The organism is Caballeronia sp. ATUFL_F1_KS4A (genome assembly GCF_023630905.1).
Taxonomy (GTDB): Bacteria; Pseudomonadota; Gammaproteobacteria; order Burkholderiales; family Burkholderiaceae; genus Caballeronia; species Caballeronia zhejiangensis.
In genome coordinates this window covers 138,555-165,302 of sequence record NZ_JALQEB010000029.1, presented here as the reverse complement: position 1 = coordinate 165,302, position 26,748 = coordinate 138,555, and the positions used below count along the sequence as shown (strand labels likewise).

Here is a 26,748-nt window from a genome sequence, read left to right as displayed (position 1 = left end):
GATCGAGTTCGATGCCGCGCTGAATCGCCGCCTCTTCCTCGGGCGTAGGAAGGATGAATCCTCTATACGTTTGTTGCATACCGATTTATCTCTCTTCTGTTGGCGCGGCGCAAACTGTTGATGCGCCGCGTTTCGTTTCTCTGCGTGAACGCTACGCAAACCATGAGGCCCCGAATAGGCGCGAAACCGACTTCGCGTACCTCTCCATAGTCGCGACGACCATCAACCTTCGGCGCGACATCGTCCCACGCAATCTCCCTCGCAAGCTCCAGCGACACACCATGCTGAAGCCGATTGATCGCGTCCTTCAACGGGTCAAACGTGATGTCGAAGTGCATTCATTGTGGTTCCCAGAAGTAGAAGTGACAAGGCGCGAAAGTTCTGATTTGCGGATTGCGATTCATCCGAACTCCGAACGATTTGCGTCACTTCATTCTTCTGAAAACCTCACGGCTTTTCTATAGACCGATTGGCCAACGAGCACGTATGATCCTGCAGCTCTTCGGATGACGCCCAGTTGCCTGGCTGAACGTGATCGTTGAGAAGAAAGAACGCATGCACGCCATCGCCACGCACGGCGCCGACGAGCAGCAGCGTCTGTTCGCCCATGGTCTGGCCGCGGCTTGCGGCATAGGGCGCGACGAGCTTGAAGGGATCCGTATGCGCGAGATCAGCATCATCGATACGCATCGCGCTGTACACATGGCCGCGCAATCTCACCGGCAGCGGCTTCCACGCCGTGCCGATGCCCGGTCCCAGTTCGCGCAGCGTCTGGGCGACATCCGACGCGAGACAGTCGATATGAATGTGCAATTGATTCTGCGTGCGCCCGCTTGCCGAGTTGATCGCGAGCGAAATTTCGTCGCGCGGCAGCGTCCGGCGCAACGCGCGAAAGACATAGCCGCGCGCATTCCATGCGTCGCGAAAGTAATTCGGCGCGTGGGGCTCGAGCAGTTCGGGACTTTCGATGCCGCTCACGCGCGCGGTCGGAATCAGCAGATATTGCGCGACGCCGACGATATCCTTCAGCACCGCATAGCCGCCCGCCAGATTCACGTCCGCGCATTTCTGCCGGACCTGCGCGCCCTCGGCGGCGGGCTCGCAGTAGTCGTGGACGATTTCCCACAGCGCGTTGGGATTTGCCGCGCACGCGAGCGGCAGACAGAGCAAACCTGGCGCGGCGAGGCGGCGTAGCTTCTTTGTGATTTTCATCGGCATGATCGGGCGGCGCAAAAAAATCGATAGCCTGCCGGATTATGCTTGCAGGCGCGTGACCACGCCGCGAAACGTGACAAAACTCCGCGTCGAATGCAACGCGGAGCTTCGTGGACCGATGCGCAAATCAAGCCGATTCAGCGCGATTCACGGGATGCGGTTCCTTCAGCTTGTTGGCGACGCGCGCCGCCTCGAAGTACGACGCGTTCGGCGGACGCTTCAGATACTGTCCCGCGCCGCGTTCCGCGCGCAGATCGCCGTCGGTCCACGCGAGCGCGCCGCGCGTGAGCGTGTGCGTCGCGACGCCCTGCACTTGCATGCCTTCGAAGACGTTGAAATCGACCTTTTGATGATGCGCCTTTACGGAGATCGTGCGGGTCGCGTTCGGATCCCATACGACGAGATCTGCGTCCGCGCCTATCTGCACCGCCCCCTTTCGCGGATAGAGATTGAAGATTTGCGCCGCGTTCGTCGATGTCACGCGCACGAATTCGTTCGGCGTGAGACGTCCCATGTTGACGCCGTGATGCCACAGCACCGACATGCGATCTTCCACGCCGCCGCAACCGTTGGGGATCTTCGTGAAGTCCTCGCGGCCCATCGCCTTCTGCGATGCGCAGAACACGCAATGATCCGTCGCCGTCGTATGAAGCTGTCCCGATTGCAGCCCGCGCCACAATGCTTCGCGGTGCTCGCTCGTGCGAAACGGCGGGCTCATCACGTGCGCGGCGGCGCGCGTCCAGTCGGGATCGCGATACACCGATTCATCGATCACCAGATGGCCCGGCAACACTTCACCGAACACGCGCAGTCCTTCGTTGCGCGCCTTGGCGATGACATCGACTGCATCTTTCGCCGACACATGCACGATATAGAGCGGCACGCCGAGCACTTGCGCGATGCGGATCGCGCGATTGGCCGCCTCGCCTTCCACTTCGGGCGGACGCGACAACGGATGCGCCTCCGGTCCTCTGAAGCCTTTCGCAAGTAGTTGCTTCTGCAACTGAAAGACGAGCTCGCCGTTTTCCGCGTGCACGGTCGGCAGCGCGCCGAGTTCAAGCGAGCGCGTGAAGCTGTTCACGAGCACTTCGTCGTCGGCCATGATTGCGTTTTTGTAGGCCATGAAGTGCTTGAAGCTCGACACACCGTGTTCGTGAACGAGCAGGCCCATGTCGCGATGCACCGACTCGTCCCACCACGTCACCGCGACGTGAAAGCCGTAGTCCGCCGATGCTTTCTCAGCCCAGCCGCGCCATTCTTTGAACGCATCCATGAGTGGTTGCTTCGGGCTCGGAATCACGAAGTCGATGATACTCGTCGTGCCGCCTGACAATCCCGCTGCGGTGCCGGTATAGAAATCGTCGCTCGCGGTGGTGCCCATGAAGGGCAGTTCCATGTGCGTGTGCGGATCGATGCCGCCCGGCATGACGTACTGACCGCCGGCGTCTATGGTGTGCGTATCGGCCGGTGCCTCTATGTCGAGGCCTATCGCCAGGATCGTGCCACCGGCTTGCGGGTCTGCGCAGAGAACATCGGCGCGGTAGGTGCGGTCAGCGTCGATGATGGTGCCGCCGCGGATCAATGTTGGCATTGAAGTGTCCCTCCGGGGGGGGGGTTGTCGTTGCGTTGCGTTGCGTTGCGTTGCGTTGCGTTGCTTGTTCGCTTCCGCTCTCGTGAAATCCTTTGTTCGTGTCGGTCTATTAGCACTGCCCCTGTGCGGGGCGGCACTCACTTTCTTTGCTGCTGCAAAGAAAGTAAGCAAAGAAAGCAGCTCCCGATACGCCCGCGGTCACACGCAATTTGGGTAGTCCTCTCGTCCATCGTGGGCTGCCTAAAGAGTGCCCTCATAGGCCCCATCGGGCTTGGCTCGCGCACGGTCCGTCTCATCGCACCACACACCAAACCGGTTCAGCACCAAATAGCTCCAGCCCGCTTCGCGGCCGAACGGCCAATCGGGTCCGCGAGTGCTTCTCTACTTACCCTTCCCTCTGACCACGCCGCGTGTTCCTTACGTTGGTTTCCCTTGCAGACCCGGCGGCAGCGCGTAGCGCTGTGCCGAAGCTGTTTCGTGCTGATCCAGCGCCCTTGGAAAACTAGCTTGTCAGACCGTGCGCGATCCAAGCCCGGTTAGTCCTTCGATGGCACTCTTTAGGCGAGTGCCATCTGCGACGAGAGGACTACCCAAATTGCGTGTGACCGCGGGCCTTAACGAGCTGCTTTCTTTGGTTACTTTCTTTGCAGCAGCAAAGAAAGTGACTGCCGCCCCGCACAGGGGCAACGCTCATAGACCACAAAGAAAACGGGATCCGGCGAAGCAAAAGCAAAAGCAAAAGCAAAAGCGAAAGCGAAAGCGAAAGCGAAAGCAAAAAACTCAAGCACTCAAAACCCTGGCCCGCGCGCCACCGCGCAACTTCATCCACGATCCATACACAACGGCAGCCAGCACGAGACCAACGAACCACGCATACGTATAGAGCGTATTGAAAAACGCGGGCACGTTAGGAAAGGAACCCGGAAACGCAGTGTGCAAAAAACCCGGCAGATTCGGCAGCACGCCGACCAAAAGCGCCACCACCGCCGCCACATTCCATCCGCCGCTATACGAATACTCACCGTCTTCATCGAAGAGTTCGCGCTGATCGAGCCGCGTGCCGCGAATCAAAAAGTAATCGACCATCAGAATGCCCGCGACCGGACCGAGCAGCGCCGAATAGCCCACGAGCCACGTGAAGATGTAACCCTGCGTAGTCGCGAGAATCTTCCAAGGCATCATGACGATGGCTATCGTCGCCGTAATCATGCCGCCCGCGCGATACGAAATCCCCTTCGGCCAAAGGCTCGAAAAATCGTAAGCCGGTCCAACAAGATTGGCCGCCAGATTGCAGCACATCGTATCGAGCGTGAGGATGATCAGTGCCACGCCCACACCGATGCCCGTCATGCGGCTCGTGAGATCGATCGGATCCCAGATCGCCTTCCCGTAGATCACGACCGTCGCCGACGTGACAACAACCGAGATCACCGAGAGCAGCGCCATCGGCACAGGCAGGCCAATCGATTGCCCGATCACCTGATCGCGTTGCGTGCGCGCGAAGCGCGTGAAGTCGGGAATGTTCAGCGCGAGCGTCGCCCAGAAGCCGACCATCGCCGTGAGCCCCGGCCAGAACGTGGCCCAGAAAAGCCCCTCCTTCTTGCCGCCCGCGACGAACTGCGACGGCGCCGAAAGCATGGAACCGATGCCGCCCGCCTTGCTCGTCGCCCACCACACGAGCGCGATGCACATCACAACCTTGATCGGCGCAGACCAACTTTCGAGCCAGCGAATCGAATCGGTGCCGTGCCAGATGAAGTAGAGCTGCAAGGCCCAGAACACGAGAAAGCACGCAAGTTGTCCGAGCGAGATATCGATGAGCGGCAGCGCCGCGCCATGCAATGCGTTTCCCGTCAGGATATTCAAGAGCGTATAGATGGCGCTGCCGCCCAGCCACGTCTGAATGCCGTACCAACCGCACGCGACGATCGCACGCAGCAGCGCCGGCAACTTCGCGCCTTGCGTGCCGAACGACGAGCGCACGAGTACCGCATACGGAATGCCGTGCTTCGCGCCCGCATGGCCGATCAGCAACATCGGCACGAGCACGATCATGTTGCCGAGCAGAACCGTCAACACCGCCTGCCACGGCGACATGCCCTGGTCCGTGAGACCCGCGGCCAGCATGTATGACGCAATGTTCATCACCATGCCGACCCACAACGCCGCGAAGTGATACCACTTCCACGTGCGCTGTGCGGGGCCGGTCGGTGCGAGGTCATCGTTATACAAGCTGCTCGTCTCGACGTCATGCGCTGTCTGATTCATCGGATGCACTCCGGTTGAGTGTGCGGTTGATCATGGGGATTCAACGACGACGAGCGCTACGTTATGTCTATGTTCATGCCGCTTTCGCGGGTTCTTCCGCATCGATGCGCGCGGGATTGTTCGGATGCGTGGTCCAGTTCGCATATTCGCCCGCATCGACGCGTTCCATCGTGATGCACTGCTCGACAGGACAAACGTGCATGCACAGATTGCAGCCGACGCATTCCGAATCGACCACTTCGAAATGACGCTTGCCGTCCTTCTCCTTCAGGATCGCCTGATGCGATGTGTCCTCGCAAGCGATATGACACAGCCCGCACTGGATGCACTTGTCCTGATCGATGCGCGCCTTGATGTCGTACTTGAGATTGAGATGCTTCCAGTCCGTGACGTTCGGCACGGCGCGCCCGCGAATGTCATCGAGCGTTGCGTAGCCTTTCTCGTCCATCCAGTTCGAGAGGCCATCGGCGAGATCGGACACGATGCGAAAGCCGTAGTGCATCGCGGCCGTGCACACCTGCACGCTGCCCGCGCCAAGCACCATGAATTCCGCCGCATCGCGCCACGATGAAATGCCGCCGATGCCGGAGATAGGCAGATTCGGCGTCTGCGGATCGCGCGCGATTTCGGCGACCATGTTCAGCGCGATCGGCTTCACGGCGGGACCACAATAGCCGCCGTGCGTGCCCTTGCCGTCGACGGTCGGCATCGGCGCCATCTGATCGAGATCGACCGCAACGATCGAGTTGATCGTGTTGATGAGCGACACGCCATCGGCGCCGCCTTTGAACGCGGCGCGCGAACCCATGCGAATATCGCTGATGTTCGGCGTGAGCTTCACGAGGCACGGCAGCTTCGTGCCTTCCTTCACCCAGCGCGTCACCATTTCGACATATTCAGGCACTTGTCCGACGGCCGCGCCCATGCCGCGTTCGCTCATGCCATGCGGACAACCGAAGTTCAGTTCCACCGCATCTGCGCCCGTGTCTTCCACTTGCGTGAGAATCCACTTCCAGTCCTTCTCGTTGCACGGAACCATCAACGAGACGATAAGCGCGCGATCGGGCCAGTCGCGCTTCACCTGTTCGATCTCGCGCAAGTTCACGTCGAGCGGTCTGTCCGTAATCAGTTCGATGTTATTCAGTCCTGCGATTCTTTGTCCGTTCCATTGCACCGCGCCGTAACGCGAACTCACGTTCACGACGTGCGGATCAAGCCCGAGCGTCTTCCACGCGACGCCGCCCCAGCCCGCTTCGAAAGCGCGGTTGACGTTGTAGGCTTTGTCGGTCGGCGGCGCAGACGCGAGCCAGAAAGGATTCGGCGACGTGATGCCGGCGATGTTGCAAGTCAGATCGGCCATGTTCGTGGTTCTCCTTTTGGCTCAGGCGGCTTTGATCGCAGTCAGTTCGAACGACGCGTCGATGGACGCGGCCGCCAGCTTGCCGTCCTGTACGGCCTGCACGGTGAGATCGAGTCCTTCATGGGTCGCGCAATCGCCGCCGGCCCAGACTTTCGCGAGCGTCGTCTGACGGTTCTCGTCGGTGACGATGCGCCCGCCATCGAGCGTCAATAACTCGCGATCGATTCCGACGGGAACAAGCGTTTGCCCGATCGCCTTCAGCACCATGTCCGCTTCGATCACGAAGCGCTCGCCGCCGCGTTCGAACTCGACGCCCGTCACCTGCCCGTTATCGCCGACCAATCGCACCGGATTCGCGTGCGTGACGATGCTCACGCCGTTCGTCTGCGCGAACTCACGTTCGGCCCACGTCGCGCTCATGTTCTCGACGCCCCGTCGATACGCCATCGTCACGTTCGTCGCGCCAAGTTTGCGGCTTTGAACGCACGCATCGACCGCGGTGTTGCCGCCGCCGATCACGACGACGCGCCGCCCGACCGGCACGCTCGCGAGATCATCTGCCTCGCGCACTTGCTCGATGAAATCGACCGCGTTCATCACGCCTTCGAGCGCTTCGCCTTCGAGCGCCAGCTCGCGCACGCCAGCAAGGCCGAACGCGATGAACACTGCGTCGTATTGCTTGCGCAACCCGTCGAGCGTGAAGTCGCGGCCGAGCGACCGACCTGTGTTGATCTCGATGCCGCCGATCGAATACAGCCATTCGATTTCGCGCTGCGCATAATCCTCGACGGTCTTGTACGCAGCAATGCCGTATTCGTTGAGTCCGCCTGGCTTCTCGCGCGCATCGAAGATCACCGCGCGATGCCCCGCAAGCGCAAGCCGATACGCACACGCGAGTCCCGCCGGTCCCGCACCGACGATCGCAATGCGGCGCCCCGTTTCCGGCGCGCGTTCGAATAACGCGACGCCTCTGGCCATCGCCCAATCGGTCGCATGACGCTGCAACGCGCCGATCTTCACCGGCTCGTCGCCCTGATGGTTGCGTACGCAACTACCCTCGCAAAGAATCTCCGTCGGGCACACGCGCGCGCACATTCCGCCGAGCGGATTGGCCGACAGGATATCGACGGCCGCGCCCTTCAGATTGCCGTTGCCGATCTTGCGGATGAAGCCTGGAATGTCGATGCTCGTCGGACATGCCTGGACGCACGGCGCGTCGTAGCAGTAGTGGCAGCGGCTCGCGGCGGCAGCGGCGGCGGTGGCGTCGAGGAGCGGCGCGACATCCGCGAATTCGCATGCGAGCTGTTCCTGCGTGAGGCGATGGCTCGCGATATCGCCGGTCGGTTTCATGGTCATGCGCGTTCCTTGTGAGGACGTACGAGTGCCCGCCGTCCGCGTTCGATCGACGCGGACAGTGCTGAACGTAACAACAGAAAACGTCGCTTATGAAGCCGGTTCCGACGCGCGCTCCAGCATTGCGTGCAGCAGCACGTTCGCGCCTGCCTCGATCCATTCCTGCGTCGCGTCTTCGATCTCGTTGTGGCTGATGCCATCGACGCACGGCACGAACACCATCGACGTCGGCGCGACCTGCGCGAGATAGCACGCATCGTGGCCCGCGCCCGACACCATGTCGCGATGCGAATAGCCGAAGCGCTGCGCCGCCGCCCGCACGGAAGCGACGCACGCGGCGTCGAACTTGACGGGCTCGTAGTAGAAGATCTGTTCGAGCGCGGTCTCCAGACCGATCTCGCCCGCGATGCGTGCCACGCCCTCGCGCAACGCGGCATCCATGCGCGCGAGCACGGCATCGTCGGGATGACGGAAATCGACGGTGAAGAACACGCGGCCCGGAATCACGTTGCGCGAGTTCGGATGCACTTGCATCATGCCGACCGTCGCGCACCCGAGCGGCGCGTTGTCGAGGCCGATGCGGTTCACGAGATCGACCACGCGCGATGCGCCGAGGAGCGCATCCTTGCGGCGCGGCATCGGGGTCGGGCCTGCGTGGGCTTCCTGGCCCGTCAGCGTGATCTCGTACCAGCGCTGACCTTGCGCATCGGTGACGACGCCGATCGTCTTGTCTTCGGCCTCGAGTATCGGCCCTTGCTCGATATGCAGCTCGAACGCCGCGTGCAGCTTGCGGCCGCCGCACGGCACATCGCCCGCATAACCGATGCGCTCGAGTTCTTCGCCGATCGTCTTGCCATCGACGTCCTTGCGCGACAGACCGTAATCGAGCGAGAACACGCCCGCGAACACGCCCGACGCAACCATCGCGGGTGCGAAGCGCGAGCCTTCCTCGTTGGTCCAGATGACGACTTCGATCGGATGCTCGGTTTCGATGCCGCGATCGTTGAGCGAGCGGATCACTTCGAGTCCGCCAAGCACGCCGTAGATGCCGTCGAAGCGCCCGCCCGTAGGCTGTGAATCCGCGTGCGAGCCAGTAACCACCGGCAGCGCGTCGAGATTGCGTCCTGCGCGGCGCATGAACACGTTGCCCATCTGATCGACGCTCACCGTGCAGCCCGCTGCCTTCGCCCAGCTCACGATGAGATCGCGCCCTTCGCGATCGAGATCGGTCAGCGCGAGACGGCAGACACCGCCCTTCGGTGTCGCGCCGATTTTGGCCATCGTCATCAGGCTGTCCCATAGACGCTGACCGTTCACCTTGATGGACGTATCGAGACCAGCTTCTCTGATTGCATCCGTTACGACGTTCATTCGCCTCGCTCCTTACGATCGGACTTCGTATGTGAGTGACTTCGTTTCGTGCATGCCGGACGTTTGCGGTGCGATGCTGCACGCGCCCGGTGCACGTTTTTCTTATGCGATGAATGATGCGAACGACACGCCTCTTCGATAAATCGAGCGCTCTTCAATCCTGTCCAGTTGGACAGGTTGTAGCCGATTAAAATAAGCAAATCAACGTCTTTCGTGTGCGGGCAAACACCGAGCAAATAAAGCGATAAGCGTGCCATTGCGATGCAGCATCGGCAGCTATTGGGTGCAATGGCTTTTTCGACGCGATGCAGCGCCAAACATGCGAATGGCACGAATGACGCGAATCAGGCACGATGCGGCACACGGCCCAAGAATTCGACGATGAAGAACTCGACGATGAGATACGACGACGCGGCGAACGGCATCGCCGGAAACGAAGACACTGCGCCGCCTTCACGGCGTAGCAAGGCGCAAATCCGCGAGAGCAACGAAGCGCAGCTTCTCGCTTGCGCCGAGGAAGTGTTCGCGGAGAAAGGACTCGAAGGCGCGAGCACGGCGATGATCGCCGAACGCGCCGGCTTGCCGAAGGCCAACCTGCATTACTACTTTCCGACAAAGCTCGCGCTTTATCGGCGCGTGCTCGAAGATCTGTTCGAGGACTGGCATCGCGCGGCGGATACCTTTGAATGCAGCGACGATCCCGTGGAAGCGATCGGCGGCTATGTGCGCGCAAAGATGGACCTGTCGCGACGCAGGCCGCTCGGCTCGAAGGTGTGGGCGAGCGAGATCATCCACGGCGCGCATCACATGCAGGACATTCTCAACGAACGCGTGAAGCCCTGGCTCGATACACGCGTCATCGTCATCGAAAGCTGGATCGCGCGCGGCTTGCTCGCGCCGGTCGAGCCGGACACGTTCATGTTCATGATCTGGGCGATCACGCAGCACTATGCCGACTTCGATGCGCAGATACGCGCGTTGAAAGGCAAGCGCGCGCTCACACGCAAGGCCTTCGATGAACAGACGGAAGAAGTCGTGCGACTCGTGATTCGCGCGTGCGGGGCGGTGTCGCCGCGCATCGAAGAGAAAGACGACGCGCAATAAAAAACGCCGGCCGCTCGATGGCGGCCGGCGTTCACTGCTTGCTTCTTGCTTCTTGCTTCTTGCTGCTGTACTGCTTTACTACGCACTACTACTGCATTCTCGCAAGTACTGCACTTTCTGATGCTTGCTGCTACTTCAACCGCTACTGCTCACCACATCTACTGCCCTGCTGCATCAACCTTCGATTAGTGACCGAAGTAGACCGAGTTGCGATCCGACATCGACACGTTGGCGCGTGCGGCCGGAGCAGCTACGCCCGATTGCGAAGTGCCAGCGGTCGAAGGACCATAAGCGTTCGCGCCATTTTCAGCGTTCACGCGTGCTTGAGCGGCCTGCAGATTCTGCGGATAGTTCACGCGGTCTTCCGACGGGTTGTAGCCAGCCTTTTCCAGTTGAACCAGTTCAGCGCGGACTTGAGCGCGAGTCACCGGCGCATTGCTTTGTGCCGAAGCGAAAGTCGGGGCAGCCAAAGCAGCAGCGACGACGAGTGCGGGAACGAATGCCTTGATCATGATGAACCTCCAGTAGTCTTGTTTTGAAATCGAAACCGAATCGGAAGCTTTTTAAGCGTTTTCTGATTTCGTTTCGCTTGAAGACAGTGTAGGAGGCCGCGGACTTAGGGGAAACCCCAATTTCAAGGAAACATAATTGTCCGGACCGCAACAATGCGTTTCGCTCCGTGTTGCGCGGCGTGCGCGGGATCGCGTGGCGGACCCTGCTTAAGTTACTGTTTTTCCAGCGTAATTTTCACGTCCGCCGGGCGCACGCGAGATCGCTGCGAATCCGGCCATTACGCCGACGCCAGCAATTCGTCATCCGGCTGACAGTCAGAAAGCCGCGGTCACATAGGCAAGCGCGGCCGATACGAGCTCGCGCAACAGCGGTTCGATCGCGTTCGCCTTGGCTTCGTCGTAAGCGAATGGCGGCGTTTCTTCCATGTAGCTGACCTGCGTAAGCTCCAGTTGAACCGCGTGAACGCCCTCTTCGGGCCGCCCGTAACGCCGGGTGATATAGCCGCCCTTGAAGCGCCCGTTGGCCACCGTCGTGTACCGGCCGTCGCGCTCGACGATGCTCGCAAGCCGTTCCGCCAGCCCCGGCGCCGCCGACGCGCCATCCGCCGTGCCGAAGTTGAAATCGGTCAGGCGGCCATCGAAAAAGCGCGGCACGACCGAGCGGATCGAATGCGCTTCCCATAGCAGCACGCGGCCGTGCGTCCGCCGCAGCGCATCGAGCTCGCCGGCGAGCGCATCGTGATACGGCTGCCAGTACATCGCGCGGCGCGCATCGATCTGATCGCGCGACGGCTCGTGGCCCGGCTTGTAGAGCGGCGCCTTGTCGAAGGTATCGACCGGACAGAGCCCCGTCGTGTCGCGGCCGGGATAGAGATTCGCGTCGTCGGGCGGGCGGTTCAGATCGACGACATAGCGCGCGTAGTGCGGCGTCAGGATCGATGCGCCCAGATCGCGCGCAAACGCATAGAGGCGTTCGAGATGCCAATCGCAATCCTCGGTGAGCTTGGCGACGGGCGTCATCTCGTCGGCGAGGGCGCAGGGAATCTGCGTGCCGCGGTGCGGAATCGAAATCAGGAGCGGCGCGTTGCCGCGTTCCAGCGTGAAGATCGAAGAGCCGTTCATGTGAGACCTCAATCCAGCAAGCCGCGCAAGGCGGCGCGATAACGCGCGAGCGCTTCGTCTTCGTCGGCGTGACGGCGCGCGTTGATCACCTTGCGGCCGGAGACGAAGACATCGCGGATCGGCGTCTCGCCATGCTCGCAAAACACCGCGCTCGACATCCACGCGTCGCTCGCATGTCCGCCGATGCCCGGATGCGCGTCGTCGAGCACGAGCCAGTCGGCGCGCAAGCCTTGCGCGAGCGCACCGACAGCGCGTCCCGTCGCGTGCGCGCCGCCATCGAGCGCGGCATCGAAAAGACGATCGGCCGGACGGCTTTGCGTCGGCGACGCCAGCACGTTGCGTTGCTGGCGGCAAAGGCGCTGCCCGTATTCCAGCAGACGCAGCTCCGAGCGCCAGTCGACGCCGACATGACTGTCCGACCCGACGCCGATGCGCCCGCCCGCGTCGAGATAATCGCGCGACGGGAACACGCCGTCGCCGAGATTCGCTTCGGTCGTGAGACACAGACCCGCGACCGCGCCGCTCGCCGCGAGACGCGCGCATTCGTGGGCATCGACGTGCGTCGCGTGCACGAGGCACCAGCGCTCATCGACGTTGAAATGTTCGAGCAGCCAGTCCACCGGACGATGCCCCGTAGCCGCGACGCAGGCGTCCACTTCGGCCATCTGTTCGGCGATATGGATATGCACCGGCGCGCGCTCAAAACGCGCATCGATTCCCTCGATGAGCGCCGCGAGCGATTCGCCCGACACCGCGCGCAACGAATGCGGCGCGACGCCGTAACGCCGCGCGCCGTTTTCGGGCCGCGAGCGCGCGAGGGCGTCGATGAGCCCGAGCAGCGAATCGGGCGTATTGAGAAAGCGCCGCTGATCGTCGCGCGGCGCGCTCTTGCCGAAGCCGCTGTATTCGTAGAGCACCGGCAGCATCGTCATGCCGATGCCCGCGCGCTCCGCCGCATCGACGACGCGCTCCGCGAGTTCCGCGCGATTCGCGTACGGCGCGCCATCGGGCGCGTGATGCACGTAGTGAAACTCGCACACCGACGTGTAGCCCGCCTTCAGCATCTCGATGTAAAGCCAGTGCGCGATATCCGCGATCGATTCCGGGCCGATCCGCGCGGCGAAGCGATACATGAGATCGCGCCAGCTCCAGAACGTATCGGCGACGCTCGCGCGATACTCGGTGAGGCCCGCCATCGCACGCTGGAACGCGTGCGAGTGCAGGTTCGGCATGCCGGGCAGGATCGGTCCTTTCGCGCGCTCGACGCCCGCGGGCGCCGCGCTGTCCGGCGTGACGCGCACGAGCGTGCCGGCGTCGTCCCATTCGAGCAGCACGTCGCGACGCCAGCCATCGGCGAGGCGCGCGTGCTCCGCGAAGAATGCGTTCATCGCTTGTCTCCGTTGTTATGTCGATGCGCGTCTACATCATGTCGATGCCGATATGCAGCCACGATGCGCCATCCTGAACCGCGCATTCGAGCGCGCTCGCGCCATCGATGCGCGAGGTGTCGCCTGCTTCGAGCGTATGGCATGTGTCGTCGGCGAACTTGATGTCGAGCCGCCCTTGCACGCAGAACAGAAACGTCACGTCGTGTTCGAACGCGAGCGAGCATGACGCGCGCCCGGCGTTCACCGTTGCGCGCGCGCGATCGCGGCGCACCATCACGTTGAAATCGCGCGTCGGGCCGGCGAGGAGCGTGGCGTGAATCGGCGTCTCGCCGGCAAAGCGCGCGATTGCGAGCGGCGCATCGAGAACATGCACGTTGCCGTGCGCTTCCGTCAGACGCATGCCCGCGCCGTCGAGCAGCACGAGCACGCGATCGACGCCCTCGAACTTCGAGAACGCACCGTCGGATGCGACGTCGGCGAGCGACAGACGCCACGCGAACGCATCGAGCGACACGCCCTGCGGCCCCGCCGCGATCTCGCGCGTGATGCCGCCGCCGTTCTTCCACGGCGTGGGCGTCAGCGAATCGGCACGAATGATCGTCACGTTCAGAAGTGTCCGGTGAATTGGTAGCGGTCGCCGGGATGCCAGAGATTCGCAACCGACGCCACCGCATCGCGCGACCACGTGCGCCGATGCAGCAGCAGACACGGCTCGTGCTCGGCCATCGCGAGCGCGAGCCGAATTTCCGCCGACGGCACCGATGCCTCGATCCGATACTCGACGCGCTGCAGCGGCGCGGCGGTCATCAGATACTGGTTCGGCGTGATCGTCGTGAAATCCTGGCGCGCGTATTCCGGCGCCAGCGCGGGATTCACGTAACGTTCTTCCATCTGTACCGGCTCGTCGTTTTCGAAATGCAGCACGCGCGAATGAAACACCGGGCTGCCGAGCGCGAGATGCATTTCGGCGGCGAGCGCTTCATCGACGATCGACGCGCCCAAATGCAGCACCTGCGCGCGATACGTGTGACCGCGCGCGACGATTTCATCCGAAATGCTGCGAATCTCGACGAGCGTCGACGCGTATTTCGGCTGCGCGACGAAGGTGCCCGCGCCTTGCACGCGCGTCAGCACCTGTTCGGCGGTCAGTTCGCGCAGCGCGCGGTTCACGGTCATGCGCGCGACCTTGAATTCGCGCGCAAGCTCGTTTTCGGAAGGCACCTGGTCGCCCTCCTTCCACTCGCCGATATGAATGCGCTGGAGAATGTAGTCCTTGATCTCCTGATACGCGGGCGTGCTCATTCAGCTTGTTCCGACGCGAACGAGAACGGGCTGTGCCGCGCGATCGCGCCTTGCTGCACGAGCGTCGCGATCGCGGCGATGTCGGGCGCGAAGTAATGGTCGAGGTCGTAGTGCGGCACGTGCGCGCGCAGCGTCTTGATCACTTCGGCGAGCGGCGCGCTCGTCTGATGCGGCGCGCGCAGATCGACGCCTTGCGCCGCCGCGAGCAGTTCGATCGCGAGGATGTTCGCGGTGTTGCTGGCGATGTCGCCGAGCTTGCGCGCGGCGAACGTCGCCATCGAGACGTGGTCTTCCTGATTCGCGGACGTCGGCAGCGAATCGACCGACGCCGGATGCGCGAGCGTCTTGTTCTCCGATGCGAGCGCGGCCGCCGTCACGTGCGCGATCATGAAGCCGGAGTTGACGCCGCCATCGCGCACCAGGAACGGCGGCAGGCCCGAGAGCGTCGCGTCGATCAAAAGCGCGATGCGGCGTTCCGCGAGCGCGCCGATTTCGGCTGCGGCGAGCGCGAGATTGTCGGCGGCGAATGCGACCGGCTCGGCGTGGAAGTTGCCGCCCGAGAGCACTTCGCCCGTATCGGGGAAGATCAGCGGGTTGTCGGAGACGGCGTTCGATTCGATCAGCAGGACATCCGCCGCGTGGCGCATCTGGTCGAGGCACGCGCCCATCACCTGCGGCTGGCAGCGCAGGCTGTACGGGTCCTGCACCTTGTCGCAATCCGCGTGCGACAGATTGATGCCGGAGCCCTTCAGCAGCGTGCGATACGCCGATGCGGCTTCCATCTGCCCGCGATGACCGCGCAGTTCATGGATGCGCGCATCGAACGGAACGACCGAGCCGGCGGCTGCATCGACGGACAGCGCGCCCGCGACGAGCGCGGTGCGGAACAGATCTTCGATCGCGAAAAGGTTGTAAAGCGCGAGCGCCGCCGACGCCTGCGTGCCGTTCAGCAGCGCGAGACCTTCCTTCGCCTGCAGCGTGAGCGGCTTGAGGCCCGCGACCGCCAGACCGTCGAGCGCACTGGCGCGCTCACCGCGAATCGTGACTTCGCCGATGCCGAGCAGCACCGTCGACATATGCGCGAGCGGCGCGAGGTCGCCCGATGCGCCGACCGAACCCTTGATCGGGATGATCGGCAGGACGTCGGCGTTGAAGAGCGTGATGAGCGCGTCGATGACTTCGCGGCGGATGCCCGAATGGCCGCGCCCGAGACTCGACAGCTTGAGCGCCATCAAAAGCCGCACGACCGGACGCGACATCGGCTCGCCCACGCCCACCGCATGCGACAGCACGAGATTCTTTTGCAGCAGTTCCAGCTGATCGGCCGGAATGTGCGTATTGGCGAGCCGCCCGAAGCCCGTATTGATGCCGTAAGCCGGATCGCCCTTCGCGGCGATCGCGGCGACTGCGCGCGCGCTGGCATCGATCGCGTCGAAGCTGGCCGGATCGAGCAGAAGCGGGTCCGAGCCTCGCGCGATGAGGCGCAGTTGCGGCAGCGTCAGTTTTCCGGGCGTAAGCGTGATCATGGTTCGTCCTGTCTATACAAGTTAGACTCAAGTCTAATCGCGCAGAAAGGACGAAACAAGGGGTTATCCGGGATTTCACTAGGCTCGCCCCGGAAGATCGACGCGTGTTGTCTATACAGATTTCACAGATCCAGCACTTTCTCCATCACGAACTGGACAAAGCGCTGCTGCCGCACGACGACGGCGCGCGCCAGCAGCATCGTGAAACCGCAATATTCGAAGAAAGGCCGCCCCGTGACGCTCGAATAGGTATGCAGCGTCGTCAGGCCGAGCACCTCCGCTTCGGCCTCGATGCGCGCGAGCAGCGACGTCGCCACGCTTTTGCGCTGATGTATCGGATCGACGAACATCATGTCGATGAGACCGTTCTTCTCGAGATCGGCGAAGCCCGCGAGTTCGCCGTCGACAAGTCCGACCCAAGTCGGGCGGCTCAAGCGCGCGAGTTCCCATTCGTCGCGATCGGCTTGCGACCAGGCTGCGATCTGCGCTTCGTTATAGTCGGCCGATGCCGTTTCGCGAACGGCGCGTTGGAACAGATCGATTACACCGTCGAGATCGCTCGCACGATACGGTCTGACTTCGATGAGCGGCAGGCCTGGCATTTCATCACCTTCGTTACTGTCAAAAGAAAAAACCGCTGCCGAAGCAGCGAGGGTCTAGCGTTCAAAACGCGGGAAAAAAAACTTTACGGGAATGAGTGGAATCGGCGCGCGCAAACGTTCAAATCGATAAAAAGACGGATGCCGATGCCGCGCCGCCGATCGGGTCCTTCAGGAAGCGACGGCCACCGTCGCGATGCCGAGCGCGGTCATCACGAGCGACGCGCCAACGTGAATCGCGATCTCCCCGAGCGCCCAGCCGAGCCGCCCTTGCTGCAGATGCGCGACCACTTCGGCCGAGAACGTGGAAAACGTGGACAGGCCGCCCATCAATCCGGTGATGATGAACAGGCGCCATTCCACCGAAATATCGGGAAAGCGCGCGAAAAAAGCGACTGCGACGCCGATGATGTAGCCCGCAATGACGTTCGCCGCAAAGGTGCCGAGCGGCAGATTCGGAAAAATCGCATTCAGGCGCAAGCCGAGGACCCATCTGAGCAACGAACCCAGCCCGCCGCCGAGCCCCACGGCGATGATCGACAGATACATGAAATGTGTTAAATCAGTTCGAAGAAAACTGCGTTATGCCCCGCGGGCGAGCCGCTCGATCAGCGCGCCACGGCTCGTCTCGACGATCCAGCCGCCCTTGTGCCGCACATGCGCCGCCCATGTGCCGTCGCGCCGCTCTTCCCAGCAACCGGCATCGTGACCGTCGATGAAGAGCGAGCCGCGCACGACAAGTTGCGGATCGGCGGGATCGAGGACTTCGTCGTCGTTATGTTCAAGCTTCACGGTATGCATGAGCGTCGTCTGCAAGCAAGTCGAAACCATGAGCGGTCTCGCGAAAGACGCCATTCTAACGATACTCGAAGCGCCTGGTTCAACCACTCACCGTATCATGAAAGACATTGCCGAAAGGCAATTGAGTATCCGCACGACATGCTCCATCGAAGGCGCATCGAAAGCGAGCGTCACGGCATCGATGCGTTCGAGCGTCGGCCATTGGCAGAAGAGATCGGCGAATGCGCTCGTTTGCGCGCGCAACTCGCAGCGGTGTTCCGTGATCGCCGGACGGCGGGCATGTCCGGAAGACGTTTCGATCGTTTCGCGCGCGGCGAGCCGGATCGCCTCGCACGCTGCGGCGGGCGTTTCGGTGACACCGCTCGAATAGCCGTGCGCCGTCTTCACGCAGAGAAAGCGCGCGCCTGGGAATGCGGGCAGCGTTTCGGCGCCGAACACGTCGTCGCCGGTCAGCAGCGCGACGCGTGCGCCGCGTTCCTCGGCAAGCCGCCCATAGAGTCCGGCCTCGCCCACTTCCTCGCCGTCGAGCATGACGCGCGCAAAGGCCGCGCTGTTGATCGTATGCGCGAGAATGCCGCGGCTTTGCGCGCGCGCGTGATAGCCAATCATGAACACGATTTCCGGCGATGCTTCCAGTCCCGCCATCATGCCGAGCGTGCGCGGCTTGCCGAGCACGAGCCGCGCGCGTTGATCGATGAGATCGGGCAACAGATTGCGAAAGCCCCCATGTGAATCGTTGATCCAGACTTGCGTCGCGCCGCCATCGAATGCACCTTGCGCGGCCGCATCGGCTTCGCGCGACATCCAGCGGCGCGCCTGTTCGTATTCCGTGTTGCCGGCGCGCGTCTGCTCCGGATGAAACACGCCCGCGATGCCTTCGATATCCACCGAGATCAGCACTTTCATGGTCGTGTTCTCAATGCGTCCTTGAGTGAGATGCGCCGATGACCGTTGCGCCCGGCGACCGTTTCCGCGCTGTAAAGCGCATCGAGGATCGCCTGTTCGGTGGCATCGGCGGCGGCTTGAAACAGCGGATCGAGACGCGCGTCGTTGATGAGCGGCGGCATCGCGATGAAGTCTGCATCGTGCGGCACGGTGTACGCGGTCGTGAAGGCGAGCGAGATGTCGCCGCTGCCGTGTCCGAAGACCGATCCGGTGCGTGCGAGACCGGCGGCGGCGCGCATCGCGAGACGGCGCAACTGACGTGCATCGAGCGGCGCATCGGTGGCGATCAACATGATGATCGATCCTTGCTCGGGCTTCTCATCGATGCTCGATTGAAGTTTGCGACCGAGCGCTTCGCCTTCGACAATCAATTGCTGCAGCTTGCCGAAATTGGCGAGCACGAGCGCGCCCGTCGTATAAGCGTCGCCGCCGATATGCACCACACGCGAAGCCGAACCCATGCCGCCCTTCAGTTCGAAGCACGACATGCCCCGCCCGGCGCCGACCGCGCCGCGCTCGAACTCGACACTGCACGCATCGAGTGCGCTCGTGTAGTGCGCTTCGTGAATCGCGAGCGCCTGCATGTCGTTGAGATAGCCATCGTTGCATTCGAACACGAGCGGATTCACGCTCGGGTCTTCGCGTCCGATGCGCGGATTCGCAGCAATGGCCGCGCGAATCTGCGCATTGGCGAGCGTGCCGACGCCGAACGTGTTGGTCAGCGCGATCGGCGTTTCGATCACGCCAAGCTCGTCGACCTGAACGAGCCCGACGCTCTTGCCGAACCCGTTGATGACGCACGCCGCAGCGGGCACCTTGTCGCGATACACGTCGCCGTCATGCGGACGAATCACCGTGACGCCGGTCTGCACCGCGCCTTGCGCAAGCGTGCAATGACCGACCGTCACGCCCGCGACATCCGCGATCGTGCCGCGCGGCCCCGCGACGAGCGAGCCGATGTGCATCATGGCCGGTCGAGCTTCGGATCGAGCGCGTCGCGCAGGCCGTCGCCGAGCAGATTGAACGCGAGCACCGTGAAGAAGATCGCGAGACTCGGGAAGATGGCGACATGCGGCGCCATCGCCATGTCGGCGCGCGCTTCGTTGAGCATCGCGCCCCACTCGGGCGTCGGCGGCTGCGCGCCGAGTCCGAGAAACGACAGGCTCGCGGCCGTGATGATCGACGTGCCGATCCGCATCGTGAAGTACACGACCACCGATGAAATCGTGCCGGGCAGAATGTGCCGCGCGAGTATCGTCCAGTCCGAGGCGCCGATGCTCTTGGCCGCCTCGATATACGTGAGATGCTTCAGCGCGAGCGTATTGCCGCGCACGAGCCGCGCGAACGCGGGAATGCTGAAGATCGCGACCGCGCACACGACATTCACCATGCCGTTACCGAGAATCGCGACGACGCCGATCGCGAGCAGAATGCCGGGAAACGCGAAGAGCACGTCCGCGATACGCATCACGATGCGGTCCCACCATCCTTCGTAGTAGCCCGCGAGCAAGCCGAAGAACGTGCCGATCACCGCGCCGAGCACGACCGAGAGCAATCCCGCCGTCAACGATATGCGGCTGCCGACGAGTATGCGGCTCAGAATGTCGCGGCCCAGAGCATCGACGCCGAACCAGTGCGCAGCCGAAGGACCGGCGTTGAGGGCGTCGTAGTCGAAGTAGTTTTCCGGGTCATACGGCGCGATGTACGGCGCGATGATCGCGATCACGATCAGCAGCAGCACGAACACGGCCGCGATCATCGCGATGTGTTGCCGCCTGAACTTGCGCCAGAACTCGGTCCACGGCGTGCGGATCTCTTGCAGCGCGGTTGCCGCGCTTTCGGCTGTCACGCTCATCGCGTCCTCACTTGAAGCGAATGGTCGGATTGATGATCGCGTACAGCACGTCCACGATCAGATTGATCACGATGAACTCCAGCGAGAACAGCAGCACCTCTGCCTGAATCACGGGATAGTCGCGCATCTCGACGGCATCGACGAGCAGGCGGCCAAGGCCCGGCCAGTTGAACACCTTCTCGACGACGATCGAGCCGCCGAGCAGAAAGCCGAATTGCAGGCCCATCATCGTGACGACGGGAATCATCGCGTTGCGCAGGCAGTGCTTCACGATGACCATCGGCTCATGCACGCCCTTTGCGCGCGCGGTGCGCACGAAGTCCTCGCCGAGCACTTCGACGAACGACGCGCGCGTGAAGCGCGCCATGACGGCGGCCACCGCCGCGCCCAGCGTGATCGATGGCAGCACGTAGCCTTTCCACGTTCCGTCATCGACGATGGGCAGCCAGCCGAGCTTCACCGAGAAGATTTCCATCAGCAGCATGCCGAGCGCGAAGGCCGGAAACGAGATGCCCGACACCGCGAGCGTCATGCCCAGTCGATCGGGCCAGCGATTGCGCCACACCGCCGACACGATGCCGATGGTCATGCCGAAGATCACGGCCCATACCATGCTCGCGAGCGTGAGCCACAAGGTCGGCATGAAGCGCTCGGCAATTTCCGTCGACACGGGCCGCTTGCTGCGCGTGGACATGCCGAAATCGAAATGCACGACCTTGCCGAAGAAGCTCACGAGCTGTTGCGGCAGCGGCTTGTCGAGGCCGAGATCGGCGCGCACGAGCGCGACCGTGGCTTCGTCGGCTTCCGCGCCTGCTGCGAGACGCGCGGGATCGCCCGGCAGCATGTGCACGAAGAAGAACACCAGCACTGCGACGATGAAGAGTGTCGGCAGCAATCCGAACAGGCGTTTGGCGATGAAGTTGAGCATCGTGTTCGTCAGATAAGGCCGGGCGATGAAGCCCGGCCGTCGTCCATCACTTGATTGCGATTTCGTCGAAGTTGAACGAGCCGTCCGGCATTACGTATGCGCCCGACAGACGCTTGCTGCGCGCATACACGACCTTTTCCGTGACGAGGAAGATCCACGGTGCGTCGGCCCAGATGCGTTTTTGCGCATCGGCGTAGAGCTTCGCTTTCTCGTTGCGATCGGTCGTCGCGAGCGCTTTTTGCAGATCGTCATCGACTTGATCGTTCTTGTAGTACGCCGTGTTGAAGAGCTTCGGCGGGAACGAGCCGCCGCTTAGGAGCGGCGAGATCGCCCAGTCCGCTTCGCCCGTCGACGACGACCAGCCGATGTAGAGCATGCGTACCGGCGCGGTCTTCGGATCGGGCGCGCTCTCGATGCGCTGCACGCGCTGCCCCGCTTCGAGCGCTTCGACCGATGCCTTCACGCCCACTTGCGCGAGTTGCTGCTGCACGAACTGGATGATCTTCTGCGCGGTCGTGTGGTTATAGCCGGACCACAACACGGTTTCGAAGCCGTTCGGATAACCGGCTTCCTTCAACAGCTCGCGCGCCTTCGCGGGATCGTATTTCCACGGTCCGAGCTTCGGCGTCGCGTAGTCGACGCCCGGCGGCACGACGCCTTCGGACGGCACGGCATAACCCGCGAACGCGACCTTGACGAGCGCTTCCTTGTTGATCGCGTAGTTCATCGCCTCGCGCACCTTCGGATTGTCGAAGGGCTTCTGCAGCGTATTCATGCTGACGTAGCGCTGAATGATCGAAGGCGCCGCGATCAGATCGACCTTCGGACTCGACTTGAGCGTCGCGGCCTGCTCGAACGGAATCGAGAACGCGAAGTCCGCTTCGCCCGTTTGCATGAGCGCGGCGCGCGTGTTGTTATCGACCACGGGCTTCCAGTCGATCATGTCGATCTTCGGCAATCCCTTGCGCCAGTAGCCCGCGAACTTCTTCACTTTCAGGTCGTCGGTCTGCTTCCATTCGACGAATTCGAACGGCCCCGTGCCGACCGGATGAAACGCGATGTCCTTGCCGTATTTCTGCAGCGCGGTCGGCGAGATCATCACCGCCGACGGGTGCGCGAGCACGTTGATGAACGCCGAGAACGGAATCTTCAGCGTGATCTTCACCGTGTACGGATCGACCACTTCGGTCTTCTCGATCTTGTTGAAGAGGTTGTAGCGCTTCAGCTTGTTGTCCGGATTCGTCACGCGGTCGAAGACGGCCTTCACCGCATCGGCGTTGAAGTCGGTGCCGTCCTGGAACTTCACGTCCTTGCGCAGACGGATCGTGTACACCTTCGCGTCGGGGCTCGCCTCGTAGCTCGTCGCGAGCACGTTGCGAATCTTCATGTCCTTGTCGAAACCGAACAAGCCTTCGTAGAACGACTTCGCCACGGCTTGCGAGAGCGTGTCGTTGGCGTCGTACGGATCCATCGTCGTGAAGGTCGAGGCGACGGCCATCACGGCGGTGCTTTGCGCGTGCGCAGCGACCGGCGCGAGAACGGTCAATGTGGCGAACGCGCTTGCTGCGAGCATCGCGCGCAATTTGAAGGACGGCATCGTTGGACTCCTTGTTGAAGTGCTTTTCGAGGTGCTCTTCGAATTGCTTTTAGTAAGCGCCGCCAACGTGATGCTCGGCGACAAAGTGATCAGGTCCGACAGCAACCAGTTTTGCGACGATCGGCTCATCGCCGAGCTTGCGGATCGGGCTTGGAATCTCGTCGGCGGCGAGCATGCGCTTCGCGTGCCGACGCGACGGATCGGCGACCGGCACCGCGCTCATCAGCTTGCGCGTGTACGGATGACGCGGCGCTTCGAACACCGCCGCGCGCGGCCCGATCTCGACGATCTGCCCGAGATACATCACCGCCACGCGATGACTCACGCGCTCCACGACCGCCATGTCGTGCGAAATGAAGAGATACGCGACGCCCAGTTCGCGCTGCAAATCCAGCATCAGATTGACGATCTGCGCGCGCACGGAGACATCGAGCGCGGACACGGATTCATCGGCGATCACGACTTTCGGGTTCAACGCGAGCGCGCGCGCAATCGCGATGCGCTGCCTCTGACCGCCCGAGAATTCATGCGGATAACGTTGCGCGGCTTCTGGCGGCAAGCCCACTTTGTCGAGCAGCCAGTCGACCCGCGCCTGTGCTTGTCTTCCGCTCGCGACGCCATGCACGAGCAGCGGTTCCATCACCGAAAAGCCCACGGTCAGACGCGGATTGAGCGACGCGAACGGGTCCTGAAAAATGAACTGGATATTGCGCCTGAGCGCCTGCAACGCGTGACCTTCGAGCTTGCTGATATCGCGTCCATCGAATTCGATGGAACCGCTCTGGCTCTCGACGAGCCTGAGCAGCGAACGTCCCGTCGTCGATTTGCCGCAACCCGATTCGCCGACGAGCGCAAGCGTTTCGCCAGGCCGCAAGTCGAAGCTCACGCGTTCGACCGCGTGCACCGCCGCCGTCGTTCGGCCAAAGAGGCCGCTCTTCACCGGAAAGCGCGTGACGAGATCGCGCACGCGCAGTATCGGTTCAATGGCTTCATCGACGGCGGGCTGCTTCTCCTTCTCGACCGCTTCCGACGGACGCAACGCGCTCGCATCGTCGGGCGCGATGTCGGCGGACTCGACTTCGAGGATCGGGAATTTCGCGGGACGATCGGTGCCGCGCATCGCGCCGAGCGTCGGCACGGCGGCGAGCAGCGCTTTCGTGTACGGATGCTTCGGCGCATGAAACAGCGCGTCCGATGGCGCCTCTTCCACCTTCTCGCCGCGATACATGACGAGCACGCGATCGGCCACTTCCGCGACCACGCCCATGTCGTGCGTGATGAAGATCACGCCCATGTTCATCTCGTCCTGCAAGCCGCGCACGAGTTGCAGGATCTGCGCCTGGATCGTCACGTCGAGCGCGGTCGTCGGCTCGTCGGCGATCAAGAGCGCGGGCTTGCACGAGAGCGCCATCGCGATCATCACGCGCTGGCGCATGCCGCCCGACAACTGATGCGGATAGCGCGCGAACACGCGCCTCGCCTCGGGAATCCGCACGAGATCGAGCAGACGCAATGCCTCGGCGCGCGCATCGGAACGGCTCTTGCCTTGATGCAACGCGATCGCTTCCGCGATCTGGTCGCCGACCGTGAACACGGGATTGAGCGATGTCATCGGCTCCTGGAAGATCATCGCGATGTCCGCGCCGCGTACGCCGCGCATCGTCGCCGACGATGCTTTCGCGAGATCGAGCACTTGCCCGTTGCGCCGGCGAAACGCGATGCTGCCCGACACGATCTGTCCGCCGCCATGCTCGACGAGACGCATGAGCGCGAGCGACGTGACCGACTTGCCCGAGCCCGATTCGCCGACGATCGCAAGCGTCTCGCCGCGGTCGACGCTAAACGAGATGTTGCGCACCGCTTCGATGGTGCGCGAGCGCGAGCGGAAATTCACGGACAGGCCGTGTACGTCGATGACGCACGCTTCGGGCAGCGTCATCATCGATAGATCGCCGTGACGGGCGCTTCGCCCACGCGCGCGAATCCGCGATACATGCCTTCCGTGTTGAACGGCAGCACGACGTTGCCTTTCGCATCGACGGCGACGAGTCCGCCGCGTCCTTCGATGCGCGGCAGCTTGTTCATCACGACATCGTTCGATGCTTCTTCCAGCGACACGCCGCGATATTCCATCTGCGCCGACACGTCATACGCCGCGAGCATGCGGATGAACATCTCGCCCGTGCCCGTGGTCGAAACCGCGCACGTCGCGTCGTTCGCATAGCAGCCCGCGCCGATCAGGGGCGCATCGCCGACGCGACCCGCCTGCTTGTTCGTGATGCCGCCCGTCGACGTCGCCGCCGCGAGATGACCGTTCGAATCGAGCGCGACCGCGCCGACCGTGCCGAACTTCTTGTCGGGATCGATAGGATCGTCCGGGCCGTTACCGAAGGCGAATTTCGTCATCGCATCGTGATCGAGCATGGTGCCGGACGTGCTACGCGCCTTCTGCCATTGCTGAAAGCGCGCTTCCGTGTAGAAGTACGACGGATCGACGAATTCGAGACCCTGCGACTGCGCGAAGGCTTCCGCGCCGGCGCCCGTAAACATGACGTGATCGCTCGCGTCGAGCACGCGGCGCGCGGCGAGCACCGGGTTCTTCACGCGCGTCACGCAACTGATCGCGCCCGCTTCGAGCGTCGCGCCGTCCATCACGGAGGCGTCGAGTTCGTGCGTGCCGGCCGCCGTGAACACCGCGCCGTGCCCCGCGTTGAAGAGCGGACAGTCTTCGAGCAGACGCACGGCTTCGGTGACGGCGTCGAGCGCGCTGCCGCCATCGGCGAGCACGCGCTGAGCCGCGCTGAGAATGTCGGTGAGCGCGGCGAGATAGCGCCCTTCCGTTTCGGCGTTCATCGCGCTGCGCAGGAGCGTGCCCGCGCCGCCGTGAATCGCAATGACTGGTGTGACCTTCATGAGTCGCGCGGTTCCCTGTGAGTGTGTCGTTTCGCGGTCGTGCGGCGCGTCGTATGAGCGGCGCGCGCATCTTTGGCGAGCGCCGGGGCGACGAGCCACGGCAACACGAATTCGGTCAATCCCGATGCCGCCTCCACCGAACGCTTCGCCCGATGCGCGACCGCATCGCACAGCGCTTCGATGACGGCGAGCACGGCGGTATCGCAATTCGCCGCGAGCCTGCGCTCGGCGCGGATCGCGAGCACGAGATCGGCGACCTGCGCGAGCGGCGACGCGGCGCTGTCCGTCAACGCGACCACGCGCAAGCCGTGATCGCGCGCGAGCCGCGCAAGCGTGATGGTGTCGTCGACATAGCGCGGGAACGCGATCGCGACGAGCACATCGCCGCGCGAAGCCGTGAAAAGCCTGCGCGCCGCGTGCGACGGCCCGCCCATCAGCGCGAGCGATTGCACGTTCGCGCAATACGGCGTGAGACCGTGCTCCATCAGGCCGGCGAGAAACGCGCTCGCGCCGTAGCCGATCACGAAGACGCGCGGCGCGGCGAGAATCGTATCGACGATCGCTTCGGCCCTCGCGCCATCGACGGATGTTTGCGCGAGACGCAGATTCGCCGCCGCCTGTGCAAGCGATGCATCGAATACTTCGGCGCCGCTCGCCGGCGATTCGAGCGCGGTGCGCAAGCGCTCGACCGGCGCGATGGTCGCCTCGAAGCCGCGCACGAGCGCCTCGCGAAACGCGGGATAGCCGGAGAAGCCGAGCGCGCGCGCAAAACGGTTCGCCGTCGCCACCGACGCGCCCACCGCGCCCGCCAGCTCGTCGATACGCATCGTCGCCGAGCGGAACAGGTTCGCGAGCACGAACGCCCCCATGCGCCGATGGATCGGCGTGAGCGTCGGCATGGCCGCCGCGATGCGCGCGGAGATCAGATCGTCGGCGCTCGCCGGCGCACGGACCGATAGTGAACGGGACATGAAATGCGCTGCGCCCTCATGGCGATT

General features: G+C 63.0%; 25 protein-coding genes. 2 read left to right on the top strand and 23 right to left on the bottom strand.

Features of this window, described 5'->3' with window-relative positions; genetic code table 11:
* Window positions 1-53: 53 nt before the first annotated feature.
* Window positions 54-464 carry a hypothetical protein gene (locus tag NCS03_RS31350; RefSeq protein ID WP_502801523.1) on the top strand — a complete coding sequence of 137 codons (411 nt, stop codon included), beginning with the start codon at window positions 54-56 and terminating at the stop codon, window positions 462-464.
* Here NCS03_RS31350 and NCS03_RS15960 read toward each other — a convergent pair.
* The 6 genes from NCS03_RS15960 to NCS03_RS15935 form a co-directional block, all read right to left on the bottom strand.
* Window positions 448-1,212: a CDP-diacylglycerol diphosphatase gene (locus tag NCS03_RS15960; protein WP_239295030.1), complete on the bottom strand. Its 765-nt coding sequence runs from the start codon at window positions 1,210-1,212 to the stop codon at window positions 448-450. The genes NCS03_RS31350 and NCS03_RS15960 overlap by 17 nt on opposite strands.
* Before the next feature lie 130 nt (window positions 1,213-1,342).
* Window positions 1,343-2,806, bottom strand: a complete 1,464-nt coding sequence (hydA, locus tag NCS03_RS15955; RefSeq protein WP_250521583.1) for a dihydropyrimidinase — start codon at window positions 2,804-2,806, stop codon at window positions 1,343-1,345.
* Window positions 2,807-3,586: 780 nt separating this feature from the next.
* Window positions 3,587-5,074, bottom strand: a complete 1,488-nt coding sequence (locus NCS03_RS15950) for an NCS1 family nucleobase:cation symporter-1 (protein ID WP_175979164.1) — start codon at window positions 5,072-5,074, stop codon at window positions 3,587-3,589.
* Between the two features lie 73 nt (window positions 5,075-5,147).
* A complete protein-coding gene (gene preA, locus NCS03_RS15945; RefSeq protein ID WP_250529378.1) occupies window positions 5,148-6,434 on the bottom strand; it encodes an NAD-dependent dihydropyrimidine dehydrogenase subunit PreA in 1,287 nt (428 codons plus the stop codon).
* A 21-nt stretch (window positions 6,435-6,455) separates the two neighbouring features.
* Window positions 6,456-7,790, bottom strand: a complete 1,335-nt coding sequence (locus tag NCS03_RS15940; RefSeq protein ID WP_250529377.1) for an NAD(P)-dependent oxidoreductase — start codon at window positions 7,788-7,790, stop codon at window positions 6,456-6,458.
* Between the two features lie 87 nt (window positions 7,791-7,877).
* Window positions 7,878-9,158 (bottom strand): Zn-dependent hydrolase, encoded by a 1,281-nt coding sequence (locus NCS03_RS15935; protein ID WP_008353719.1) that lies wholly within the window; start codon window positions 9,156-9,158, stop codon window positions 7,878-7,880.
* A gap of 381 nt (window positions 9,159-9,539) precedes the next feature.
* Between NCS03_RS15935 and NCS03_RS15930 the strand changes: the two genes are divergently transcribed.
* A complete protein-coding gene (locus NCS03_RS15930; protein WP_250440483.1) occupies window positions 9,540-10,262 on the top strand; it encodes a TetR/AcrR family transcriptional regulator in 723 nt (240 codons plus the stop codon).
* A 185-nt stretch (window positions 10,263-10,447) separates the two neighbouring features.
* On the opposite strand, the gene NCS03_RS15925 is transcribed toward NCS03_RS15930, so the two are convergent.
* The 17 genes from NCS03_RS15925 to NCS03_RS15845 form a co-directional block, all read right to left on the bottom strand.
* On the bottom strand, window positions 10,448-10,771 hold the full coding sequence (locus tag NCS03_RS15925; protein ID WP_033536343.1) for a DUF4148 domain-containing protein: 324 nt from the start codon (window positions 10,769-10,771) through the stop codon (window positions 10,448-10,450).
* A 318-nt stretch (window positions 10,772-11,089) separates the two neighbouring features.
* Entirely contained in the window at window positions 11,090-11,896 is an 807-nt protein-coding gene (gene hutG / locus NCS03_RS15920) for an N-formylglutamate deformylase (protein ID WP_250502874.1), read from the bottom strand.
* 8 nt (window positions 11,897-11,904) lie between these two features.
* Window positions 11,905-13,284 (bottom strand): formimidoylglutamate deiminase, encoded by a 1,380-nt coding sequence (locus NCS03_RS15915; protein WP_175979160.1) that lies wholly within the window; start codon window positions 13,282-13,284, stop codon window positions 11,905-11,907.
* 31 nt (window positions 13,285-13,315) lie between these two features.
* A complete protein-coding gene (locus NCS03_RS15910) occupies window positions 13,316-13,888 on the bottom strand; it encodes a HutD/Ves family protein (RefSeq protein WP_250521577.1) in 573 nt (190 codons plus the stop codon).
* 2 nt (window positions 13,889-13,890) lie between these two features.
* Window positions 13,891-14,586: a histidine utilization transcriptional repressor HutC gene (gene hutC, locus NCS03_RS15905; RefSeq protein ID WP_008353725.1), complete on the bottom strand. Its 696-nt coding sequence runs from the start codon at window positions 14,584-14,586 to the stop codon at window positions 13,891-13,893.
* Window positions 14,583-16,112 (bottom strand): histidine ammonia-lyase, encoded by a 1,530-nt coding sequence (gene hutH, locus NCS03_RS15900; protein WP_250529376.1) that lies wholly within the window; start codon window positions 16,110-16,112, stop codon window positions 14,583-14,585. The genes hutC and hutH overlap by 4 nt, the downstream gene beginning before the upstream one ends.
* Window positions 16,113-16,234: 122 nt before the next feature.
* Entirely contained in the window at window positions 16,235-16,714 is a 480-nt protein-coding gene (locus tag NCS03_RS15895; protein ID WP_008353727.1) for a GNAT family N-acetyltransferase, read from the bottom strand.
* Between the two features lie 168 nt (window positions 16,715-16,882).
* Window positions 16,883-17,260 (bottom strand): fluoride efflux transporter CrcB, encoded by a 378-nt coding sequence (crcB, locus tag NCS03_RS15890; protein WP_008353729.1) that lies wholly within the window; start codon window positions 17,258-17,260, stop codon window positions 16,883-16,885.
* 33 nt (window positions 17,261-17,293) lie between these two features.
* Window positions 17,294-17,542, bottom strand: a complete 249-nt coding sequence (locus tag NCS03_RS15885; protein WP_033536342.1) for a hypothetical protein — start codon at window positions 17,540-17,542, stop codon at window positions 17,294-17,296.
* A gap of 57 nt (window positions 17,543-17,599) precedes the next feature.
* A complete protein-coding gene (locus NCS03_RS15880; protein WP_175979158.1) occupies window positions 17,600-18,418 on the bottom strand; it encodes a M55 family metallopeptidase in 819 nt (272 codons plus the stop codon).
* Window positions 18,415-19,425 carry a DmpA family aminopeptidase gene (locus NCS03_RS15875; protein ID WP_250458906.1) on the bottom strand — a complete coding sequence of 337 codons (1,011 nt, stop codon included), beginning with the start codon at window positions 19,423-19,425 and terminating at the stop codon, window positions 18,415-18,417. Before NCS03_RS15875 ends, NCS03_RS15880 begins: the two co-directional genes overlap by 4 nt.
* Window positions 19,422-20,312: a glutathione ABC transporter permease GsiD gene (gene gsiD / locus NCS03_RS15870; protein ID WP_250458904.1), complete on the bottom strand. Its 891-nt coding sequence runs from the start codon at window positions 20,310-20,312 to the stop codon at window positions 19,422-19,424. Before gsiD ends, NCS03_RS15875 begins: the two co-directional genes overlap by 4 nt.
* 7 nt (window positions 20,313-20,319) lie before the next feature.
* Window positions 20,320-21,240 carry a glutathione ABC transporter permease GsiC gene (gene gsiC, locus NCS03_RS15865; protein ID WP_008353734.1) on the bottom strand — a complete coding sequence of 307 codons (921 nt, stop codon included), beginning with the start codon at window positions 21,238-21,240 and terminating at the stop codon, window positions 20,320-20,322.
* A gap of 46 nt (window positions 21,241-21,286) precedes the next feature.
* Complete coding sequence (gene gsiB / locus NCS03_RS15860; protein WP_250529375.1) at window positions 21,287-22,837, bottom strand: glutathione ABC transporter substrate-binding protein GsiB; 1,551 nt, start codon at window positions 22,835-22,837, stop codon at window positions 21,287-21,289.
* Window positions 22,838-22,886: 49 nt separating this feature from the next.
* Entirely contained in the window at window positions 22,887-24,779 is a 1,893-nt protein-coding gene (locus NCS03_RS15855) for a dipeptide ABC transporter ATP-binding protein (protein ID WP_008353736.1), read from the bottom strand.
* A complete protein-coding gene (locus tag NCS03_RS15850; protein ID WP_250529374.1) occupies window positions 24,776-25,750 on the bottom strand; it encodes an isoaspartyl peptidase/L-asparaginase family protein in 975 nt (324 codons plus the stop codon). The genes NCS03_RS15855 and NCS03_RS15850 overlap by 4 nt, the downstream gene beginning before the upstream one ends.
* On the bottom strand, window positions 25,747-26,721 hold the full coding sequence (locus NCS03_RS15845) for a MurR/RpiR family transcriptional regulator (protein ID WP_033536341.1): 975 nt from the start codon (window positions 26,719-26,721) through the stop codon (window positions 25,747-25,749). The genes NCS03_RS15850 and NCS03_RS15845 overlap by 4 nt, the downstream gene beginning before the upstream one ends.
* Window positions 26,722-26,748 lie beyond the last annotated feature (27 nt).

What these genes read in the sequence shown, in the direction of transcription:
- NCS03_RS31350 (WP_502801523.1), top strand. Translation starts at nt 54, where the DNA reads ATGAATCCTCTATACGTTTGTTGCATACCGATTTATCTCTCTTCTGTT.
- NCS03_RS15960 (WP_239295030.1), bottom strand. Translation starts at nt 1,212, where the DNA reads ATGAAAATCACAAAGAAGCTACGCCGCCTCGCCGCGCCAGGTTTGCTC.
- hydA (WP_250521583.1), bottom strand. Translation starts at nt 2,806, where the DNA reads ATGCCAACATTGATCCGCGGCGGCACCATCATCGACGCTGACCGCACC.
- NCS03_RS15950 (WP_175979164.1), bottom strand. Translation starts at nt 5,074, where the DNA reads ATGAATCAGACAGCGCATGACGTCGAGACGAGCAGCTTGTATAACGAT.
- preA (WP_250529378.1), bottom strand. Translation starts at nt 6,434, where the DNA reads ATGGCCGATCTGACTTGCAACATCGCCGGCATCACGTCGCCGAATCCT.
- NCS03_RS15940 (WP_250529377.1), bottom strand. Translation starts at nt 7,790, where the DNA reads ATGACCATGAAACCGACCGGCGATATCGCGAGCCATCGCCTCACGCAG.
- NCS03_RS15935 (WP_008353719.1), bottom strand. Translation starts at nt 9,158, where the DNA reads ATGAACGTCGTAACGGATGCAATCAGAGAAGCTGGTCTCGATACGTCC.
- NCS03_RS15930 (WP_250440483.1), top strand. Translation starts at nt 9,540, where the DNA reads ATGAAGAACTCGACGATGAGATACGACGACGCGGCGAACGGCATCGCC.
- hutG (WP_250502874.1), bottom strand. Translation starts at nt 11,896, where the DNA reads ATGAACGGCTCTTCGATCTTCACGCTGGAACGCGGCAACGCGCCGCTC.
- NCS03_RS15915 (WP_175979160.1), bottom strand. Translation starts at nt 13,284, where the DNA reads ATGAACGCATTCTTCGCGGAGCACGCGCGCCTCGCCGATGGCTGGCGT.
- hutC (WP_008353725.1), bottom strand. Translation starts at nt 14,586, where the DNA reads ATGAGCACGCCCGCGTATCAGGAGATCAAGGACTACATTCTCCAGCGC.
- hutH (WP_250529376.1), bottom strand. Translation starts at nt 16,112, where the DNA reads ATGATCACGCTTACGCCCGGAAAACTGACGCTGCCGCAACTGCGCCTC.
- NCS03_RS15895 (WP_008353727.1), bottom strand. Translation starts at nt 16,714, where the DNA reads ATGCCAGGCCTGCCGCTCATCGAAGTCAGACCGTATCGTGCGAGCGAT.
- crcB (WP_008353729.1), bottom strand. Translation starts at nt 17,260, where the DNA reads ATGTATCTGTCGATCATCGCCGTGGGGCTCGGCGGCGGGCTGGGTTCG.
- NCS03_RS15885 (WP_033536342.1), bottom strand. Translation starts at nt 17,542, where the DNA reads ATGGTTTCGACTTGCTTGCAGACGACGCTCATGCATACCGTGAAGCTT.
- NCS03_RS15880 (WP_175979158.1), bottom strand. Translation starts at nt 18,418, where the DNA reads ATGAAAGTGCTGATCTCGGTGGATATCGAAGGCATCGCGGGCGTGTTT.
- NCS03_RS15875 (WP_250458906.1), bottom strand. Translation starts at nt 19,425, where the DNA reads ATGATGCACATCGGCTCGCTCGTCGCGGGGCCGCGCGGCACGATCGCG.
- gsiD (WP_250458904.1), bottom strand. Translation starts at nt 20,312, where the DNA reads ATGAGCGTGACAGCCGAAAGCGCGGCAACCGCGCTGCAAGAGATCCGC.
- gsiC (WP_008353734.1), bottom strand. Translation starts at nt 21,240, where the DNA reads ATGCTCAACTTCATCGCCAAACGCCTGTTCGGATTGCTGCCGACACTC.
- gsiB (WP_250529375.1), bottom strand. Translation starts at nt 22,837, where the DNA reads ATGCCGTCCTTCAAATTGCGCGCGATGCTCGCAGCAAGCGCGTTCGCC.
- NCS03_RS15855 (WP_008353736.1), bottom strand. Translation starts at nt 24,779, where the DNA reads ATGATGACGCTGCCCGAAGCGTGCGTCATCGACGTACACGGCCTGTCC.
- NCS03_RS15850 (WP_250529374.1), bottom strand. Translation starts at nt 25,750, where the DNA reads ATGAAGGTCACACCAGTCATTGCGATTCACGGCGGCGCGGGCACGCTC.
- NCS03_RS15845 (WP_033536341.1), bottom strand. Translation starts at nt 26,721, where the DNA reads ATGTCCCGTTCACTATCGGTCCGTGCGCCGGCGAGCGCCGACGATCTG.